General features: G+C 68.3%; 16 protein-coding genes and 1 pseudogene. 11 read left to right on the top strand and 6 right to left on the bottom strand.

The window, feature by feature from the left end; translation table 11 throughout:
• The first annotated feature begins 381 nt into the window (after positions 1 to 381).
• The 4 genes and pseudogenes from ACIBVN_RS36910 to ACIBVN_RS36895 all read left to right on the top strand — a co-directional run.
• On the top strand, positions 382 to 525 hold the full coding sequence (locus ACIBVN_RS36910; RefSeq protein WP_349458598.1) for a hypothetical protein: 144 nt from the start codon (positions 382 to 384) through the stop codon (positions 523 to 525).
• Positions 526 to 626: 101 nt separating this feature from the next.
• Complete coding sequence (locus ACIBVN_RS36905; protein WP_397144548.1) at positions 627 to 806, top strand: hypothetical protein; 180 nt, start codon at positions 627 to 629, stop codon at positions 804 to 806.
• A gap of 970 nt (positions 807 to 1,776) precedes the next feature.
• The gene (locus ACIBVN_RS36900; protein ID WP_397144546.1) at positions 1,777 to 3,444 is read left to right on the top strand and encodes a glycoside hydrolase family 27 protein; all 1,668 of its coding nucleotides are present in this window, start codon (positions 1,777 to 1,779) and stop codon (positions 3,442 to 3,444) included.
• A gap of 42 nt (positions 3,445 to 3,486) precedes the next feature.
• Positions 3,487 to 4,628, top strand: a pseudogene (locus ACIBVN_RS36895) (transposase); the annotation flags it as partial.
• On the opposite strand, the gene ACIBVN_RS36890 reads toward ACIBVN_RS36895, so the two are convergent.
• On the bottom strand, positions 4,620 to 4,853 hold the full coding sequence (locus ACIBVN_RS36890) for a DUF4158 domain-containing protein (RefSeq protein ID WP_397144544.1): 234 nt from the start codon (positions 4,851 to 4,853) through the stop codon (positions 4,620 to 4,622). The pseudogene ACIBVN_RS36895 and the gene ACIBVN_RS36890 sit on opposite strands and share 9 nt — an antisense overlap.
• Before the next feature lie 256 nt (positions 4,854 to 5,109).
• Here ACIBVN_RS36890 and ACIBVN_RS36885 point away from each other — a divergent pair, with 256 nt between their 5' ends.
• Together ACIBVN_RS36885 and ACIBVN_RS36880 are read left to right on the top strand one after the other, a co-directional pair.
• Positions 5,110 to 6,327: an epoxide hydrolase family protein gene (locus tag ACIBVN_RS36885; RefSeq protein WP_397144542.1), complete on the top strand. Its 1,218-nt coding sequence runs from the start codon at positions 5,110 to 5,112 to the stop codon at positions 6,325 to 6,327.
• Between the two features lie 45 nt (positions 6,328 to 6,372).
• Entirely contained in the window at positions 6,373 to 7,587 is a 1,215-nt protein-coding gene (locus ACIBVN_RS36880) for a serine hydrolase domain-containing protein (RefSeq protein ID WP_397144540.1), read from the top strand.
• 15 nt (positions 7,588 to 7,602) lie between these two features.
• Here ACIBVN_RS36880 and ACIBVN_RS36875 read toward each other — a convergent pair whose 3' ends face one another.
• The 4 genes from ACIBVN_RS36875 to ACIBVN_RS36860 all read right to left on the bottom strand — a co-directional run bounded on the left by ACIBVN_RS36875 (position 7,603) and on the right by ACIBVN_RS36860 (position 10,625).
• Positions 7,603 to 7,815, bottom strand: a complete 213-nt coding sequence (locus tag ACIBVN_RS36875; protein ID WP_397144538.1) for a hypothetical protein — start codon at positions 7,813 to 7,815, stop codon at positions 7,603 to 7,605.
• 11 nt (positions 7,816 to 7,826) lie between these two features.
• Positions 7,827 to 8,600, bottom strand: coding sequence for a maleylpyruvate isomerase family mycothiol-dependent enzyme (locus ACIBVN_RS36870; RefSeq protein ID WP_397144536.1), 774 nt, complete (start codon positions 8,598 to 8,600; stop codon positions 7,827 to 7,829).
• Between the two features lie 318 nt (positions 8,601 to 8,918).
• On the bottom strand, positions 8,919 to 9,677 hold the full coding sequence (locus ACIBVN_RS36865; RefSeq protein WP_397144534.1) for an SDR family NAD(P)-dependent oxidoreductase: 759 nt from the start codon (positions 9,675 to 9,677) through the stop codon (positions 8,919 to 8,921).
• A complete protein-coding gene (locus ACIBVN_RS36860; protein ID WP_397144532.1) occupies positions 9,678 to 10,625 on the bottom strand; it encodes an alpha/beta hydrolase in 948 nt (315 codons plus the stop codon).
• A 116-nt stretch (positions 10,626 to 10,741) separates the two neighbouring features.
• Between ACIBVN_RS36860 and ACIBVN_RS36855 the strand changes: the two genes are divergently transcribed.
• The 5 genes from ACIBVN_RS36855 to ACIBVN_RS36835 all read left to right on the top strand — a co-directional run bounded on the left by ACIBVN_RS36855 (position 10,742) and on the right by ACIBVN_RS36835 (position 18,804).
• Positions 10,742 to 11,725: a LacI family DNA-binding transcriptional regulator gene (locus tag ACIBVN_RS36855; RefSeq protein ID WP_397144530.1), complete on the top strand. Its 984-nt coding sequence runs from the start codon at positions 10,742 to 10,744 to the stop codon at positions 11,723 to 11,725.
• 106 nt (positions 11,726 to 11,831) lie between these two features.
• A complete protein-coding gene (locus ACIBVN_RS36850) occupies positions 11,832 to 13,079 on the top strand; it encodes an MFS transporter (protein WP_397144528.1) in 1,248 nt (415 codons plus the stop codon).
• Positions 13,080 to 13,089: 10 nt separating this feature from the next.
• Entirely contained in the window at positions 13,090 to 15,489 is a 2,400-nt protein-coding gene (locus ACIBVN_RS36845) for a family 78 glycoside hydrolase catalytic domain (RefSeq protein WP_397144526.1), read from the top strand.
• On the top strand, positions 15,486 to 17,630 hold the full coding sequence (locus ACIBVN_RS36840) for a glycoside hydrolase family 3 C-terminal domain-containing protein (protein ID WP_397144524.1): 2,145 nt from the start codon (positions 15,486 to 15,488) through the stop codon (positions 17,628 to 17,630). Before ACIBVN_RS36845 ends, ACIBVN_RS36840 begins: the two co-directional genes overlap by 4 nt.
• Positions 17,631 to 17,685: 55 nt before the next feature.
• Positions 17,686 to 18,804, top strand: a complete 1,119-nt coding sequence (locus ACIBVN_RS36835) for a recombinase family protein (RefSeq protein WP_397144522.1) — start codon at positions 17,686 to 17,688, stop codon at positions 18,802 to 18,804.
• Here the strand turns inward: ACIBVN_RS36835 and mihF are convergent.
• Complete coding sequence (gene mihF, locus ACIBVN_RS36830; RefSeq protein ID WP_397144520.1) at positions 18,785 to 19,099, bottom strand: integration host factor, actinobacterial type; 315 nt, start codon at positions 19,097 to 19,099, stop codon at positions 18,785 to 18,787. The two genes, ACIBVN_RS36835 and mihF, sit on opposite strands and share 20 nt — an antisense overlap.
• Positions 19,100 to 19,165 lie beyond the last annotated feature (66 nt).

The raw sequence follows: 19,165 nt of genomic DNA, 5'->3' as shown, positions 1-19,165 counted from the left end.
GACGCCGCCGGCGCGGACGCCGAGGCGGACGCGGTCACCGACGCCGACGCGGGCGCGGGCGCGCCCATCATGGCCACGGCCCCCATGGCCCCGACAACGACCGCGGTACGCATGATCTTCATATGGTTCCCTCCGTTGATTTCCCGTCGAGGTGAGACCATACGGAGACGCGGTATGGCGGAGGTATGTCCCAATCAGACCACTCGGAGCGCGCTAGTGGGACGCTAGTCAGACGCTAGGTTTCGACGACCAAGCAGCCGACGACCAAAGTCCGCACGGCTGCCGGCCGAACTGTGTCCAAGGGATCTGTCGCCTGACTCAACCCTTGACCCATGCTCCTTCTCGGCGGGCACCAGAACCCGCCCCGACAGAAGGAGCATCATGAAGAAGCTGCTCAAGACCGCCGCCATCGGCGCCATCGCGATCGCATCGAGTTTCGCCCTGGCACAGCCGGCAATGGCCAGCTCGCTTTCGTGGAACGTCAGCGACGGAGTTCGAGGAGCTCAGAGAGTCCGAGCGGCTTGAACAGGATCTGAAGGACCTCGGGGTGAACGCCGACATCAGCTTTGTCCCGCGCGGCCAGACGTGCGACCCGGAGCGGGGAAAGCGGATTCACCTCAAACCACGTGAACTCCTCAATCCCAGCAGGAAATAGGTTCAACCTCGACCCGCGGCTCCTCGGTCCTGGGCGGACCCTGCTGGTGGACGTCATCATGATGGGCGGTCCGGGCTGGGCGTTCTCGGGCGGGCTGATCGAGGACCCGGTCAAGCCGTACGTGCTGATCCCGCTGCCGCCCGGCAGCTAACGCTTCGGGTCCAGCACCGGTGGCAGGATTCTCTGGCAGGACTGGTCCTGAGGGCTGTACTCCTGCCGTCAAGAGATCATGTCCGGCCGAGTAGCTCCGGAGATTCCCGGCCATTTACTGCCGGAACTTACAGCATGAGGCCGCACCATAGCGGAGCCCTGCAGGCGGCAGGCAACGCGGTCCGCGCGCAGCATATCGAGAGCCCGGGAAGTGATGAAAGTTTCACCGCTCGGGGGGTGCCTGGTGTGCTCGCCAGAGGGCAAAGAGACAGGCTGGATGTGCGGGTCTCGCGAGAGGTCTGCCGACGAGGATGACGGCTCGTTGACGGGCGTCGGCGCGTTGGATGTACTCACTGGCATCTCACCACCGCGCACGGGAAGGCGTGTAATTGTTAGCGATAACAGCCCATCGCTCCGGGCCCGTCGCGTATTCGGCATCACCGGATTGGTCGGGGTTCCGCTGTGCCTGGACACACTCTGGTCGCGAGGCTGTAGGGCCCATGGGAACTGGGGCTCAACCGTGCCGGGTTGTCCGCGATGACTGACCAGGGGCGAGACGGCACTGCACCTGCAAACTCAAATGTTGGCGCTAGTAGTGACGCTGCGATCTTCTGGTCGGTACCGCTCCGTCCCCGGGACCACCGCGGCTACATCGAGCCGCTCAGCTCCGCCTCGCTCTGCCTTTCGCCTCCTCGAGCCCTTGGGCGCAACCACCGCACTCTTTCGGAAAGGTGCACCCACGGTAGAAGGCGCTACAGGGCGCGGACGGGCCTGTACCTCGCGGTCACCCGTGACGGCCTGAACTCGACGCCGCTGAACCAGAACAACGCTGTTGTCACGCCGACGGCCAGGACACAGGGCCCGCGCGCCTCCAGCCTTACTGACCGGCAGGACACCACCTTCCGGGTCATCCCCTAGCCCACGACGGGTCCGAGCCTCCGGTCGGAGGCCGTTCAGATCGGAGTAGTGCGATGACATGGTTAAGCCAACGGGCCAGGCCCCGCGTAGCCCGATGGACGAGCGCGGCAACGACGATACTCGCGGCAGTCGCGGTCAGCGTCGTCGTCACGACACAGGTCACCACGCCCCCGGCAATGGCGCTCAACAACGGCGTCGCCCGTACCCCGCCGATGGGGTGGAACACCTGGAACACGTTCGGATGCAACATCAACGAAACGCTCATCCGGCAGACGGCGGATGCCATCGTGGCCAACGGCATGCGGGAACAAGGCTACCGGTACGTCGTGGTCGACGACTGCTGGTTCAACCCGGATCGGGACGCGCAGGGCAACCTACAGGCTCACCCGACACGGTTCCCGAGCGGCATGCGGGCTCTCGGCGACTACCTGCACGCTCGTGGTCTGTTGTTCGGCATCTACCAGTCTCCGATGGACCAGACCTGCGCACAGTACTTCGACGCCTTCCCCGGGGCGACCGGCAGCCTCGGCCACGAGGCGCAGGACGCCCGCCAGTTCGCCGCCTGGGGTGTCGACTTCCTCAAGTACGACTGGTGTTCGCCAAACGGAACCATCAATGACCAGGTGGCCGCGTTCGCGAAGATGCGGGATGCGCTGGCTGCCACCGGCCGGCCCATCGTGTACAGCATCAACCCGAACAGCATCCACGAGAAGACCGGCCCACTTCGCAACTGGAGCGATGTGGCCAACATGTGGCGCACCACCGAGGACATCACCAACGCATGGGACACCGGCCAGACCAACGGATACCCGATGGGCATCCAGAACATCGTCAACGTCAATGTGCCACTGGCGTCCTACGCCGGGCCGGGCGGCTTCAACGACCCGGACATGATGGAGGTGGGCCGCGGGGTACTGACCGCCACGGAGCAGCGTAGCCACTTCGCGCTCTGGGCCGTCATGGCCGCTCCGCTCATCGCGGGTAACGACCTGCGCAGCGCCAGCACGGAGACCTTGGCCATCTTGAAGAACGCCGACCTGATCGCGGTCAACCAGGACTCGCTCGGTCTGCAGGCCGTACAGGTCTCCAATGACGGCACCCGCCGCGTGCTCGCCAAGCGGCTCGCCAACGGTGATGTCGCCGTGGCGCTGTTCAACCAGGGTGGTTCCACGACGACGATCTCCACCACCGCCGCCGCGATCGGCAAGACGGGTTCGTCGTTCACGCTCCGCGACCTCTGGACCGGGGCGACGTCCACCAGCAGCGGCACCATCTCGGCAACGGTGCCGGCGCACGGAACCGCCGTCTACCGCGTCAGCGGGGGCGGGACGTCGAACCCACCGCCCTCCTTCCGCCTGCGTGGCGAGGCGTCCGGTCGGTGCCTGGACGTCAATCAGGGCTCCTCGGCCAACGGCGCCCAGATGCTGATCTGGGACTGCCACAACGGGGCCAATCAGCAGTTCACTCAGAGCGGGCGGGCACTGCAGGTGCTGGGCAAGTGCCTGGACGCGCCCATCAATGCGACTCCCGGCGCCCGTGTACAGATCTGGGACTGCAACGGCAGCGCCAACCAGCAATGGATCTTCAACGGCAACGGCACGATCAGCAACGCCCAGAGCGGGTTGTGCCTGGACGTCGACAGGGCGAACACCGGTAACGGCACCGCCGTGGTCCTGTGGAACTGCCACGCCGGCGCCAACCAACGCTGGACACGAGCGTAAGCGGCACGCCAGGGCGGAGTCGTCCACGGCGCCCGGGACGAGGCGCTGACCCGCGGCCGGCTCTCGCATGTCGACCAGAACTACGTGCGGGCTGAGACGCACGCTGCGGCGAACGCGATCCTGATCGAGGCCCAGCGCGGCGTGCCGATCGTGGCGCTGTGGGGCGGCGGGCTGCTGGCCTCGGTCGACGAGCTGCGGTTCGTCGTCCCGGTTCAGACGATCAACGCCGCTCCCTCGCCGAAGTACTTCGGCGAGGGAGCGGCGTGACGCTCTTGAACGCAGCCAATGATCAGGTGATGGGGATCGGGCAGATGGTCGTGCCCGGCACACCGCGCGACTCGCTGTACATCCTCGACACCCTGATCAACATCGATGCCGGGCCGCAGCCCGAAGTCGTCACGACCGACCAGGCGTCCGATTCGGACATCGTGTTCGAGATCTTCTCCATGCTCGGCTACCGGTTCGCGCCCCGCTTCGCCGACCTGGGCGATCAGCGGTTCTGGTGCGCCGACCTCCCCGACGGGACGACGCCGGCGTACGGGCCGCTGGAGGCGATCGCCCGCAACAAGATCAACCGGCAGAAGATCCACACCCAGTGGTCGGATATGACCAGGGTCGCCGGATCCCTGGTCACCAACCAGGTCCGCGCCTACGACCTGCTGCGCATGTTCGCCCGTAACGGGCGGCCCACCCCCCTCGGACAGGCGTTCGCCGAGTACGGGCGGATCGACAAGACCCTCCACCTGCTGTCAATCCTGGACCCGATCGACGACACCTACCGCCGCAAGCTAAACAAGCAGCTCACCGTCCAGGAGTCCCGGCATCGGCTGGCCCGCAAGATCTGCCACGGTAGCAACGGGCAGATCCGCAAGACCTACCGCGAAGGACAAGAAGATCAACTAGCGGCTCTTGGTCTCGTCGTCAACGCTGTCGCGCTGTGGAACTCGAAGTACCTGTCGGCTGCGGTCGACCAGCTGCGCGCCGAAGGCGTCCCGGTCAAGGACGAGGACGCCGCCCGGCTGTCCCCGCTTGGCCACGCCCACCTCAACGTCCTGGGCCGCTACTCCGTCTCCTCCTCCACACCGGCCGAAGGCCTGCGGGGCGCTCGTGCCCGCGCTGCTGGGCGGCGGCGCGGGCGTCCACCGAACCGCCGCCGCGCACGAACCGCTGCAAGATCACTTTGATGGTGGCGGCACCGGCGGCGCCGCCGTCACTTCATCCGGCACGAACCCCCGCCAGGGCAACGTGGCGAGCTGGACAGCAAGCCCAAGGCGATCACTGGCATCCCGGCCACGGCCCGGATCGATGAAGGCGACGTCGGCGGGCGTCAGAGTGAAGTACCGGATCAGATCGTCGCGGCCGATGTCGGGGTACGAGCGCAGCCGCTCCAGCTGGTCCTCGGAGAACATCCGGGTCGACATCGACCACCTCCACACCGCAACCCGGGTCGGGACCGTACGAACCGTAGCGGAAATGATCAACAACCGGAACAGGCCCACATAAGTGCAGGTCAGACAAATCCGTTGGAAATTTCCCCGAGACTACAGGAAGGCCGTGGCGTTCGCGGCAGCGGCGCGCGCGGCGAAGGAGTGCATAAAAATGTTATATAAATCTCTTATGTTCTTGCCATGCGCAGAGCGGCAACATGAACAGGAGGACAGGATCTTGAAGTTCCCGCTGGAACCGGTACCCATCCATGTGCCCGGCGAGATGCTTGCCGACCTCCGGCAGCGACTGGAGTCAACCCGCTGGCCGGATGACACAGGCAACCAGGACGGGCGCTACGGCGTGACCCGCCCCTACCTGGAAGAGCTGGTCGAGTACTGGCGCGACGGCTACGACTGGCGCAAGGCCGAGGCGGCGATCAACGCCTACGAGCACTACCGCGTCAAGGTCGACGGCGTCCCGGTGCACTTCATGCGCAAGCCCGGAGTCGGTCCCGACCCCAAACCCCTGATCCTCACGCACGGCTGGCCCTGGACGTTCTGGCACTGGTCCAAGGTCATCGACCCGCTGGCCGACCCAGGCGCCCACGGCGGCGACCCCGCCGAGGCGTTCGAGGTGATCGTCCCCTCCTTCCCCGGCTTCGGCTTCTCCAGCCCGCTGCCCGACCACCCGGACATGAACTTCTGGAAGGTCGCCGACCTGTGGCACACCCTCATGACCGGCATACTCGGCCACTCCAGGTACGCGGCGGCCGGCTGCGACGTCGGCGCCATGGTCACCGGACAGCTCGGCCACAAGTACGCCGACGAGTTGTACGGCATCCACATCGGCTCCGGCCAGAAGCTCACCCTGTTCAACGGCGACCGGGCCTGGGACCTCACCGGCGGCCTGCCCATCCCCGACGGCCTGCCCGCTGACGTCCATGCCCGGCTCCTGGCGCTGGAAAAGCGGTTCGCCGTGCATCTGGCCGCGCACATGCTCGCCCCGAGCACCCTCGCCTACGGCCTGACCGACTCGCCCGCCGGGATGCTCGCCTGGATCCTGGAACGCTGGGTGAACTGGAGCGACAACGGCGGCGACATCGAGACCGTCTTCACCAAAGACGACCTGCTCACCCACGCCATGATCTTCTGGGTGACCAACACGATCGGCACCTCGATCCGCACCTACGCCAACAACAACCGCTACCCCTGGACCCCGTCCCACGATCGGCAGCCGGTCGTCGAGGCGCCCACCGGCATCACCTTCGTCGGCTATGAGAACCCGCCCGGCGTCACCACCGACCAGCGCGTCCAGCACTTTCTCGGCAGCGACCGCGCCACCTGGTACAACCTGGTCAACCTCACCGCCCACGACGGCGGCGGCCATTTCATCCCTTGGGAGATCCCCGACCGGTGGGTCGATGACCTGCGGCGAACCTTCCGCGGACGCCGGTAGCCGGGCCGCTTTGATCAGAAACCTGAAGGCAGACGGAGGTTGTCGATGAGTGGAGTGTCCTTGACGTGCGACCCCGCGAAGGTGGGGTTCGATCCCGCGCGACTGGCCAGGATCGATGGCTACTTCGCCGCCGGCGTGGATGACGGCCGATGGCCCGGCTGGCTGATCCTGATCAGCCGGAAGGGTGAGATCGCGCACCTGTCGACGGGTGGCAGGCGCGACATCTCGGCGGGGCTCCCCGTCGAGCCGGACACGTTGTTCCGCATCTACTCCATGTCGAAGCCGGTCACGTCGGTGGCGGTGATGACGCTGTACGAGGAGGGGCGGCTGCTGCTCACCGACCCTGTGGCCGCGTACCTTCCCGAGTTCGCGGACATGCGGGTCTACCAGAGCGGCCCCGCGGCCGCACCCTCCACCCGACCGGCGGCCGAGCCGATCCGCATATGGCACCTGCTCACCCACACGGCAGGCCTGACGTATGAGTTCTACCGCCAGAGCGTGGTGGACGAAATGTATCGTGCCGCCGGATTCGACGGCCCCTACCCGACGGGACTGGACCTGGCCGGCTGCGTCGAACGGTGGGCCAGGTTGCCGCTGCTGTTCGAGCCCGGATCGGAATGGAACTACTCGGTCGCCACCGACGTGCTCGGCAGGCTCATCGAGGTGATCTCCGGCCTGCCGCTCGACCGGTTCCTCGCCGAGCGGATCTTCGAGCCGCTCGGGATGCGCGAAACCGGATTCGAGCCGGTGGATCCCGAGCGCATGGCCACGCTGTACGGCCAGACACCTGACGGGCGTCTGGTGCCGATGCCGCCCCCGCCGCAACGGCCCGCACTGCTGTCGGGCGGCCACGGGCTGATCTCGACCGCAGGCGACTACCACCGATTCACGCAGATGCTGCTGCGCGGCGGGGAGTTCGAGGGGGCGCGTGTCCTCGGCCCGCGCGCTGTCTCCTACATGACGCGAAACCACCTTCCCGGTGGCGCCGACCTGGAGGAATTCGGCCGGCGGGTGTTCTCCGAGATCTCCAACAGCGGCATGGGGTTCGGGCTCGGCTTCGCCGTCGTACAGGACGCCGTCAAACAGAAGGGCCTGGGCTCGGAGGGCGAATACAGCTGGGGCGGAGCAGCGGGCACGGCGTTCTGGGTGGATCCGGCTGAGGAGCTCACTGTGATCTTCCTGTCCCAGTTCATCCCATCCAGCGTTCAGCCCATCTTCGGCCAACTCCGCCAGCTCGTATACCAGGCTCTGATCGACTAGGGGCTGTCCTGGCGATCATGAGCGGAGCCAGATCACCAACGCTGCAGCGGTGACCGTGCCGAGGTAGACGTAGGCGCGCTTGTCGTATCTGGTCGCGACCGCGCGGAACTGTTTCAGCTTGTTGATCGCCCGCTCGACAGTGTTGCGCTTGGCGTACCGCTCCTTGTCGATGCCGGGTGGCCGGCCACCGGTGCTCCCGCGCCGCAGACGGCCGGCCGCTTGCGTCACAAGTGCGCGTTTTACGCGTTCGGGTCCCAGTCTGCGAGCTGCTCCATCGGCTCGGTGTCGCCGGTGGTCTCCAGGCCGTCGAGCGGGACGCGCTCGTAGAAGTAGAGGACCAGTTCGCTCGCTGCGCCTCGCATCGCCATGTCGCCCGGCTCCGCGTCGGCGGCGAGGTCGTCGCAGCGGACGCCGTCGGCGTTGAGGGTCAGGCGCCAGGAGCGGCCCTCGGTCGTGTGCAGGTCGATGGTCGCCGGCTTGAACGGCCAGGGGACGGTCGTCGCCGCGACGGTCGTCAGGAACTCGTCGACGCCCTCGACGGCGACGTCCGTCGGCAGCGGCTGTGCGGCCCCCTGGGTGAGCTGGGCGTCGTAGGTGTGGACGGCGATCTCCTGGATCTGGTGCCGGGCCACGGCTCCGCTGGTCTCCGGGGCCTGCGAGCGGCCCCACCAGGTCCAGCAGCCGCGGTTCGGGCCGGCCTCGCGCATCGCGTCGAGCATGAGCTCGGTCGACTCGGCGAGCCAGGCGTCCAGGGCTTCGCGGTCGCGGGGCGCGGTCGGGGCGCCCTTCGGGTCCGTCCTCGCCGGGGGCTCAGCGCCCGGGCCCGCCGCGACGATGGCGGCCTGGCGGCGGCGGCCGTCGCCGAGGTGCTGCGCCAGTTCGCGCAGCGTCCAGTCCGGGCAGGTCGGGACCTGGACGTCAAGGTCGGGGGCGGACGCGATCGCGGCGCGGAACGCGGCCGAGCGGTCTTCGATCAGCCGCAGGACCTCGGGGAACTCCAAGATGTTTTGCACGTCGGTTGTGTATCACGGCGCTCCGGCCGCCGGGTAGCGAATTTGTCGGACGAACGCGTCGACGGCCGGGCGGAGCGCCGGCGCCGAAGCCGTCCTGAAACTCCGCGCACTGCTCGCCAACGGCGACTTCGACCGCTACTGGACCTACCATCTGGGCCAAGAGCACCAGCCCAACCACCAGGCCCGCTACCAACTCGCTGCTTGACCTACGAAGTCACTCCCAGCAATGCGACAACGTCGAACAGCCAGCCGCAGCAGTCATGGCCATCCTCGCCGGTCCGTGAGTGCTCAGCCCCGGCAGGCATGCCGGAGTGAGCGTCACTGGTGAGCGCCGCCGTCCACGCGGATCTCGGTGCCGGTGATGAACGAGCCGTCGTCGGAGACGAGCATCGCCACAACCCCGGCGACTTTCTCCGGACCAGGCATGCCTCCAGGCAGCGCGGGGGTGAGCTTGAGGAACAGGTCCCAGTCGGTGTCCTGGGGTACAAGGTGACCGATGTTGTCGGTGATCCCGCTGCTGATGCCGCCGGGCACGACGTTTACCGCGCGCAGCCCCCGCTTGCCGTACTCGGAGGCGATGCTGTGGGTGAAGGAGAAGATGCCGCCCTTGCTGGCGGAGTAGGCCGCCATGAACGGATGGGCGAAGAAGGCCGCGGTGGAGCTGAAGTTGACCACCACGCCCCTGCCGCTGTCCAACAGGTACGGCAGGGCAGCTCTGGTCATGAGGAAGGTGCCGGTCAGGTTGGTCCCGATGATGCGGTTCCACAGCTCCAGCGAGCATTCGTGGGTGTGCGCGCCGCGCAGGATGGCTGCCGCGTTGATCAGGGCGTCAAGCCCGCCGAGCTCAGCGGTGGCCCTATTGACCAGGGAATTCACCGAGTCCTCTGAGGAGATGTCCACGGTGCAGACGGTGAGCCGGTCGTTTCCGGCCAGCTCCGCTGTCTCCTTCAGGGCTTCCTTCGAGATGTCGGCGGCGAGCACGCGCGCGCCTTCTGCGAGCAGTCTCAGCGTCGTCGCCCGGGCGATGCCGGAACCCGCACCGGTGATCAGGATGCGCCGATCAGTCAGCCGCTCCACTTACGTGACCTCCTCGAATGATGCGGGACCGCCGGACAGCGCGGCTCCGTCGACCACCCGCCCTTCGGCGACCCGCTGGATGAACGCGACCGTGCGGTCCACGGCCTCGGTGGCCTCGGGCAGGAACCCCGTGGCCAGGTGCCAGACGTGCTGCATGTGTGGCCAGACCTCCAGCTCCACCTCGACTCCGGCCCGCGCCGCCCGGGTGGCCAGGGCGAGGGAGTCGTCGAGCAGCAGCTCGGCGCCGGAGACCTGGATGAACAGGGGTGGTAACCCGGCCAGGTCGGCCAGTGCCGGGGAGGCGTAGCGGTCGGCCGGGGGGTGCCCGGCCAGGTAGTCGCTCGTCATGACCGGTCCGGATGACGGCTTGATGATCAGGTCGGTCTCGGCGTTGGCCTGCCAGGAGCCGCGAGCGTAGTTCTCCGGCCGCAGGTCGAAGACGCCGCAGTAGACGAACCCTGCGGCGGCACGGGTGTCGGCGGCGTCGCGGCGTCGTAGCAGGAGCGCCGTGGCCAGGTTCGCTCCCGCCGACTCCCCGCCCACCACGATCCTGGCCTCCGGCCACCTGCCGAGGGTATCGAGGTAGGCCGCTTCGCAGTCGTCGAGGGCGGCCGGGTAGGGATGCTCGGGCGCGAGCCGGTAGTCCGGCAGCAGCACCCGCGCACCGGTGCTCGCCGCCAGGTGCGCTCCGGCCTGCCGGCCGTTCCTCGCGGTGCCGGTGCGGAAGCCGCCACCGTGGATGAAGAGAATGGCCAGGTCGTCGCGGGGCTCCGGAGGGCTCAGCAACCGCCCGAAGGGATGCACCTGATCGGTGATGCCCGGAACATCCCGGTAGAGATCGCCGACAACCTCGGCGCCCACGCGTTCCTCGTCGAGGGTGACGTCCTTACCGTTCTCTCGAAGCTCACGGAACATGGCGAGGAGAACGTCATATGTCCGGCTTGGCATCGCACCAACTTACACGTGATAGTAGGCGACGTACACGCGGCCACTGTCACGTGTAAGTTGGGAGTTCGCAGACATTAACATCCCTGCAGCAGGCAGGCAACGGTGACGAGGGCAACGTGGCGGACAAGAAGCGCAGGATCACGAGTGTGGACGTGGCGCGGGAAGCGGGTCTGTCGCGAGGCACCGTCAGCTTCGTGCTGAACAACACGCCCGGCCAGTCCATCCCCGAAGCGACCAGGCAGCGCGTCCTGCGGGCCGCGGCCAAGCTGGGCTACACGCCCTACGCCCCCGCCCGCACACTGCGCAGCGGGCGCAGCGACGTGGCGCTGTTCGTCCTGCCCGACTGGCCGCAGGGCCCGACCATGGCGGCGCTGGTCGACCGGGCGGCCCAGGTGCTGGGCCAGGCCGGGCTGACCCTCATCACGCACGTGCACGCGGGCCACGACGACGGGCTGGCGCAGCTGTGGAGCGCCCTCAGCCCGGCCGCCGTCTTCGGCATGCGGCCCTTCTCCGCCGCAGAGTTGGAGGGCATGAGACGAGTGCGTATCCCGGCCGTGCTGCCCCCCGCCGAGCAGCCCGGATACGACGTGGGCAGCACTTTGTGGATCAACGGCGTCGGCAGGTTGCAGGCCCGGTACCTGATCGGCAAGGGGCACGAGCGCCTGGCCTACGTTCTGCCCGATGACCCCCGACTGGTCGCACTCGGGCGCGGGCGCGCCGAGGGTGCGATGCAGGCATGCGGCGAAGCCGGCCTACCGGAGCCACTGGTCTGCAAGATCGGGCTGGATATCGAGTCGGCGACCATGGCGGTGGCGGGCTGGCAGGATGCTCCGACCGCCGTGTGCGCCTACAACGACGAGGTCGCCCTCGCGGTGCTGGCCGGGATGCGAGCATTGGGCGTGAGCCTGCCGGTGATCGGCGCGGACGACATTCCCGCGGCCCGCTTCGCCGTCCCCTCGCTGACGACAGTCGCGCAGGACAGCGGCGAGATCGGCGAGCGCATTGCCAAAGCCCTGCTCAGGGCATTGAACAACGCGGACCCCGAACTGGGGTCCATGCCATCCGACGTCATCCGCGTGGTCGAACGCGACTCCGCATAGCGAGATAGGCGAATTGGGCGAAACGCGACCTCGGCACTACTTGCACGTGTTAGTAGCGGTGGTTAACATCCACGACACACATCCCCCTTCGACCCGTGGGGTCTCCATGAGCACACCAGCAACGCCCACCCTGCCCAAGGTGGGCTCCCGCTACATCGGTCTGATGGTCCTGGCCCAGTTCGGCGTCTTCCTGGCGTTCATCACGCCGGTGGGCATCACGCTGTCGATCCGGGTCAGCGAGCTCGCTCCCGGGCGTGAGGAGTACCTGGGCTACATCACCGGCGTGGGTGGCTTGGTGCCCCTCGTCGCGGGACCTCTGCTCGGCGCGCTCAGCGATCGCAACCGCACCCGTTTCGGCCGCCGTCGCCCGTTCATCTTCGGCGGCATGCTGCTCGGCGTCGTCTCCCTGCTCGTCATGGCCCTGGCTCCGAACATCCCGGTCCTCGGCCTGGGCTGGGTACTGGCCCAGTTCGGGTGGGGCCAGGCCTTCGGCAACCTGCTCACCTCCCAGGCCGACCGCCTTCCGGAAGAGCAGCGCGGCAAGGTCGCCGGTCTCGGCGGGTTCGCGACGCTGGTCGCGCCGGTCGTCGGTGTCGTGATGGCCGGAGGGCTGGCGGGCGACGCCCTCCTGCTCTTCCTCGTGCCCGGCGCGGTCGGTGTGGTCACCATCGTGCTGTTCGTCTGGCTGGTCGACGAGGCCGACAGCCGTGACCTGTCCGCGGCCGAGCCGCTGACGCCGAGCTCGCTGCTGGCCATGTACACGTGGCCCGTCCGGAAATATCGAGACTTCTCCCTCAACTGGGCGGGGCGGTTCGCGTTCTACTTCGGGTTGACCCTCAACACCACCTTCACCGCCTTCTTCTTCGCTTCCCGCCTGGGTGTGAAGGTCGAGGAGGTGGCCGGGACGCTCGCCGCAGTCGCCGGGCTCGGCGTGCTGGCCACCGCCGCGGGCGCGATGGGTGGCGGATTCCTGTCCGACCGGCTACGCCGCCGACGGGTGTTCGTCCTGGCCGCCGGGGCGGTCTACGCGCTGGGCACCGTGATCATGGCGGTGTCGTCGAGCGTGCCGCCGCTGTTCACCGGCTCAATCATCTGCTCGGTCGGCCTGGGCATGTTCTCGGCCGTGGATCAGGCGCTGGCCCTGGACGTGCTGCCGGAGCGGGAGACGAATGCCGGCCGCTACTTGGGCGTGTTCGGTTTCGCCACCTCCATCCCGCAGTCGGCCGCTCCCTTCATCGCCCCGGTGTTCCTGACCGTCGGCGCGGAGAAGAACTACACCCTGCTCTACCTGGTGGCCGCCGCCTGCACCTTGCTGGGCGGCCTGGTCATCCTGCCCATCAAGTCCGTCCGCTAAGGAGTCCCGCATGTTCGTGGCACCCTCGTTTCCGCACGAGCCCGGTGGTCCCGCCCCCTATTTCCGGGGTGAGTTCACCGCCGACCGGCAGCCCGACCAGGCTCTCCTGGAAGTGACCGGACTCGGCATCGTCGAGCCGTACCTGAACGGCATCCGGGTCGGCGACGAGGTTCTGGCCCCCGGCTGGACCTCCTACCGGCATCGGCTCCAGGTCAGCACCCACGACGTGACCGCCCTGATCAAACCCGGCGCGAACGCGCTGGGCGCGATCGTGGGCGACGGCTGGGCGGCCGGACGGATCGGGTTCGAGGGCAAGAACAACCACTACACCGACCGGCCCGCGCTGTTCATGCGCCTGGAGATGACCCTCGGCGAGCAGACCGTCGTCGTGGAATCCGACGGAACCTGGAGCGCGGGAACCGGCGCCATCATCGCCAACGGCCTGTTCGACGGCGAAACCTACGACGCCAGGCGTGAGCCGTACGGCTGGAGCCAACCGGGTTTCACCGGCGACTGGTCTGCGGTGGAGCCGTTCGACTGGAACCCCGAGGCGCTGGTTCCGGTGGTGGCGGATCCGATCCGGCGCATCGAGGAGCTCTCCCCCGTGAGCATTCGCGGGAAGATCGTCGACTTCGGGCAGAACCTCACCGGCTGGATCAAGCTCACCACCACCGGCGAAACCGGTCAGACCATCACGATCCGGCATGCCGAGCTCCTCGAAGACGGCGAGTTGAACGTCGAGACGCTACGCACGGTCAGAGCCACCGACCGCTACATCCACGCGGGTGGCACGGTCACCTGGGAGCCTCGCTTCACCTTCCACGGCTTCCGCTACGTCGAGATCGACGGGCCGTTCGACGAGGTTAAGGCCGTGGTGGTGCACAGCGACATGCGCCGCACCGGATGGCTGAAGACCTCGGACGAACGGCTGAACCGGCTGCACGCCAACACCGTCTGGTCGATGCGCGGCAACTTCGTCGGCGTGCCCACCGACTGCCCGCAGCGCGACGAGCGGCTGGGCTGGACCGGCGACATCAACGCCTTCGCTCCCACCGCGGCGTTCCTGTATGACGTGCGGCCGGTCCTGGGTTCCTGGCTCGCGGATCTGGCCGCCGAGCAGCGGGAGAGGGGGTTCGTGCCGTGGGTCGTCCCTGACGTGCTGTCCAATCCCTCCGCCCCCACCGCGCTGTGGAGCGATGTGGCGGTCAGCCTGCCCTGGGTGCTCTATCAGGAGTACGGCGACGCCGAGATCCTGCGCCGTTGCTACGGCTCCATGGCCGCCTTCATCCGCGACGTGGAGGGCAGGCTGGATGCCGACGGGCTGTGGAGCAGTGGCTTCCAGTTCGGCGACTGGCTCGACCCCGACGCCCCCGGCGACAACCCGGCCGGAGCCAAGACCGACCGGCACCTGGTAGCCGCCGCCTACTTGGCCAAGACCACCCGGGAAATGGCCGACACGGCGGAACTCCTCAACACCGAAGACGCTGCCCACTTCCGGGCTTTGGCTGACAAGGTACGGCAGGCCTTCCGCGCTGAATACGTCACGGCGAAGGGCCGGATCGCCGGCGAGACCGCCACCGCCTACGCCCTGGCCATCTGCTTCGACCTGCTCGACCCCGACCAGGAGGCCAGGGCGGGTAGGCGGCTGGCCGAGCTGGTCGCCAAGGCCGGGTACAAGATCTCCACCGGGTTCGCCGGGACCCCGCTGATGCTGCCCGCGCTCAGCCGCACCGGGCACCTGGAGGCGGCCTACCTGATGCTGATGGAGCCCGGCTGCCCGAGCTTCCTCTACCCGGTGACCATGGGCGCGACCACGATCTGGGAACGCTGGGACGCGATCGCGCCCGACGGCACGCTCAACCCCAGTGGCATGTCCTCGCTCAACCACTACGCCCTGGGCGCGGTGACCGACTGGCTGCACAAGACGGTCGGCGGGTTGACGCCGCTCGAACCCGGCTACCGCAAAGTCCTCATCGCCCCGCAGCCCGGGGGCGGCCTTACCAACGCCGCGCTCACCCACTGGACCGTGCACGGCGACATCCGCATCTCGTGGCGGGTCGAGGGGCGCCAGGTCAGGCTGGAGGTGAGCGTGCCCGTCGAGGCGACCGTCCGCCTGCCGTACACCGGCGAGACCATCGAAGTCCAGCTCGGCGAGCACGCCTGGAGCTACGAACTGCCCGAGGAGTACGGCGAACGCGAGCCGTACACGATGGACACCTCACTCAAGACGCTCGCGGCCGATCCGACGGTGTGGCAGGCGCTCACCGAGGTGTTCGCCAAGCACTTCCCCAGTATCCCCCTCGACGGCAACGCGCCGGAGGCGGCGGCGTTCTCCCTGAACACCGTCCTGGAGTTCATCCCCGGCCCGTCCCAGGAACTGGCCGACGACCTGAAGGCAGCCATCCAGTGAATCTTGAACAGAAGGCGTCCCTGCTGTCCGGCCGGGACTTCTGGAGCACCAAACCGGTCGGCGAGGTCCCCTCGGCGGTGCTCAGCGACGGCCCGCACGGCGTGCGCAGGCAGGCCGGCGAGGCCGACCACGTGGGCATCCACGACAGCCTCCCGGCGACCTGCTTTCCACCAGCGGTCGCGGTCGGCTCCAGCTGGGACCCCGCCGTCGCCGGCCGACTGGCCGCAGCCGTGGCACGCGAGGCCCGGGCGCTGGATGTGCAGGTGAACCTGGGGCCGGGGGTGAACATCAAGCGTTCACCGCTCTGCGGGCGCAATTTCGAGTACTACTCCGAGGATCCGCTGCTGACCGGCGTGCTGGCCACTGCGCACGTCAAGGCCTTGCAGGCCGAGGGGGTGGGCGCGTCGGTCAAGCACTTCGCCGCCAACAACCAGGAGACCGGCCGGATGCGGGTCAGCGCTGAAATCGACGAGCGCACCCTGCGGGAGATCTACCTGCCCGCCTTCGAGTGCGTGGTCAAGCAGGCCCGGCCCGCCACGGTGATGGCCGCCTACAACAAGGTGAACGGTGTCTACGCCTCCCAGCATCCGTGGCTGCTCACCCGGGTGCTGCGCGAAGAGTGGGGTTTCGACGGGGTTGTCGTCTCCGACTGGGGCGCGGTCAACGACCGGGTCGCCGCGTTGAAGGCGGGGCTTGACCTGGAGATGCCCGGCAATCCCGGCAACGATGCGCACATCGTGCAGGCGGTCATATCTGGACAGCTCGACGAGGCCGACGTGGACGGCAGCGTCGCCCGCGTCCAGGAAATGGTGAGCCGGTGGCGGTCCGCGCCGGCGGCCTTCGACGCCGACGCCCACCACGCGCTCGCCCGCGAACTCGCCGCCGACTGCGCCGTGCTGCTGAAGAACGCCGACGCCGTGCTCCCGATCGGCCCCGACGTGCGTACCATCGCCGTCGTCGGGGCCTTCGCCACCGAGCCGCGTTTCCAGGGCGGGGGCAGTTCCCACATCAACCCCACCCGCGTCGACATTCCCTTGGAGGAGATCCGCAAGCTGGCCGGAGAGCGGACCGTCACGACCGACCCGGAGGGCGCGGACCTGGCGATCGTCTTCGCCGGGCTGGCCGACCTGGACGAATCGGAAGGGTATGACCGGGCCGGCATCGAGCTGCCGGGCGGGCAGGTCGAGCTCATCCGCGCCACCGCCGCCGTGGCCCGCCGTACGGTCGTGGTGCTCTCCAACGGCGGGGTTGTTTCCCTGGAAGGCTGGCATGACGAGGTCGACGCCATCCTGGAGGGCTGGTTGCTCGGCCAGGCCGCCGGCGGCGCCCTGGCCGACCTGCTGTTCGGTGCGGTCAGTCCGTCCGGGCGGCTGGCCGAGACGATCCCGCTGCGCCTGCAGGACACCCCGTCGTACCTGAACTTCCCTGGAGAACAGGACATCGTCCGCTACGGCGAGGGCGTCATGGTCGGCTACCGCTACCACGAGAGCGCCGACCAGCCGGTCCGCTACCCGTTCGGCCACGGGCTCACCTACACCACCTTCGCTGTCAGCGACCTGACGGTCGAGGTCACCGGCGACGACACCGCCCGCGCCTCGGTCAGGGTCACCAACACCGGTGAGCGGCACGGCAAGCATGTCGTCCAGCTCTACATCGCCACCCAGGCAGGACCCGTCCGCCGCCCGGTCCGGGAACTGCGGGCCTTCACCAAGGTGGCGCTCGAGCCCGGCCAGGCCACGATCGTCACCTTCGACCTCGACACCCGTGCCTTCGCCTACTGGGACATCGCCGAGAGCCGCTGGCTGGTCGCGCCCGGTGAGTACACCATCCAGATCGGCGAGAACGCCTCGCAGGTCGTCGCGGAGGAGACCGTCAAGCTCGCCGGGGAGGTGATCCTCAGGCAGCTGAGCCTGGACTCCAGCGTCGGCGAATGGTTCGCGCACCCGGTCGTCGGGCCGGTGCTCATGGGGCACATCGCGGCGACGATGACCCCGGAGCAACGGGCGCAGGCGGCCGAGCACGCCGATATGCTGCGCATGATCGAGTCACTGCCGATGTACCAGTTCATCAGCCCGCTGGGTGTCCAGATTCCGGCCGAGACGGTTCAGGAGATGATCGAACTCAGCAGACAGGGCGCCTGATGAGGGCAGGGCGGCGACCGTAGGACGGCCAGCCGCTACTCCGACGTGTCCTGACATGTCGCACAGGGCACGTCTGACCACGACAACGCCGTCTCAACGTCCCTGGCCTCGTCCAGCGAGCACGCCCTGCGCGAACCCTGGACGCGGCCGTGCCGCTCGCGCTCCGGCGCGGTCGCCGGCACCTACCACACCGGCCGCTTCACCAAGGTGCCTCGCCTGGCCAAGCTCCTGCGCGTGCCCACCCCCGCCGACCGCGGACCCGGCCAGCCGTGGCGCCCCGGGCACCCCCGTCCCGCTCGCCCTCGCGCCGGACACCCCGACCGCCGACATCCGCATCGGCTACGCACGGTGTAGCTCGCTCACTCAGGAGCCGCAATCACAACTGGACGCGCCGGCCGCGCACGGCATCGGCCGCGAGAAGATCTTCTCCGAGAAGATCAGCACCCGGGTACGCGTCCGCCCCCAGTTCGAGGCCGCGCTCGCGCTGGCCCGCCAGATCAAGGCCCACGCCCCGCACTGCCGGGTCATCTTCACCGTGTATGAGATGAAGCGCCTGGGCCGCGACGCCGCCGAACTCACCGCCCTGGCCGACCACCTCACCGCCCACGGCCTGGTCCTGGAGATGCTCGCCGGACCTCTGCCCGGCATGTACGACCCCAGCGGACCCGGCCGCCTGCTCTTCGCCTTCTTCGCGGCGATGGCCGAGACCGAGCGCGAGAACATCCGGGAGTCGACCCTCGAAGGACTCGACGCAGCAGCCCGAAAAGGCAAGCACGGCGGCCGGCCACCCGTCATCACCGACGACATGCTGCACACCGTGCTCCGGCGCCGCGCGAACGGCGAGTCTGTCGAGAAGATCCAGCCCGACCTGATCATCGGAACCGGCAAGCGCAAGGGCCAGGCCCCCAGCGTCGCGAGCAGCTACCGCGCGCTCGCCGAGCACGAGCAGCAGGAGGCCTACCCCGAGGCCGTCGCCCAGGCGCACGCCGACTTCGCCAGCCTCCACGACGCAGACGAAATCCCCCGCCCCCGCCGAACCCGCATCCGACGCCCGGACGATCCGCTCACGCCCGAGCAAGCCGAGCTTCGACAGCGTCTGCAGGACCAGGTCCGGCATCCTGCCCATCGGGCCGACCCGGGCAGAGGATCAGGAACTACCCCGCAAACGCTATGAGCAGCCGCTCGCGCTGCGCCTCCTCAAGTCCGCCGACGCGTCGCTCCACCTCGACCCCGCACGTCGCCATCAACGCGGCGACCTTCGCCGGCCCATAACCAGGCACCGCTCGCAGCACCTGAACGACCCTCGTCTTCTTGACAACGGTCTCTTCCTCCGCGCGGGCGAACACTTGCGCCACCGTGACCGTCCCAGCCCGGACCCCAGCCAACAGCTCGCTACGCGCCTTCCGCGCCTCGGCGGCCTTAGCCACGGCCACAGCCCGCTGCTCAGGGGTCAGCGTCGGTACCGCCATGGAGGGCCTCCTCGCACATCAGCTTTCCCTTGCCACGCCATAAGCCCAGCGAGGGTGTCGGCCTCC

Source organism: Nonomuraea sp. NPDC049400, from assembly GCF_044466425.1.
In the GTDB taxonomy this organism is placed as follows: domain Bacteria; phylum Actinomycetota; class Actinomycetes; order Streptosporangiales; family Streptosporangiaceae; genus Nonomuraea.
Note: the sequence above shows the minus strand (reverse complement) of the source record. Positions and strands in the feature narration are given on the sequence as shown.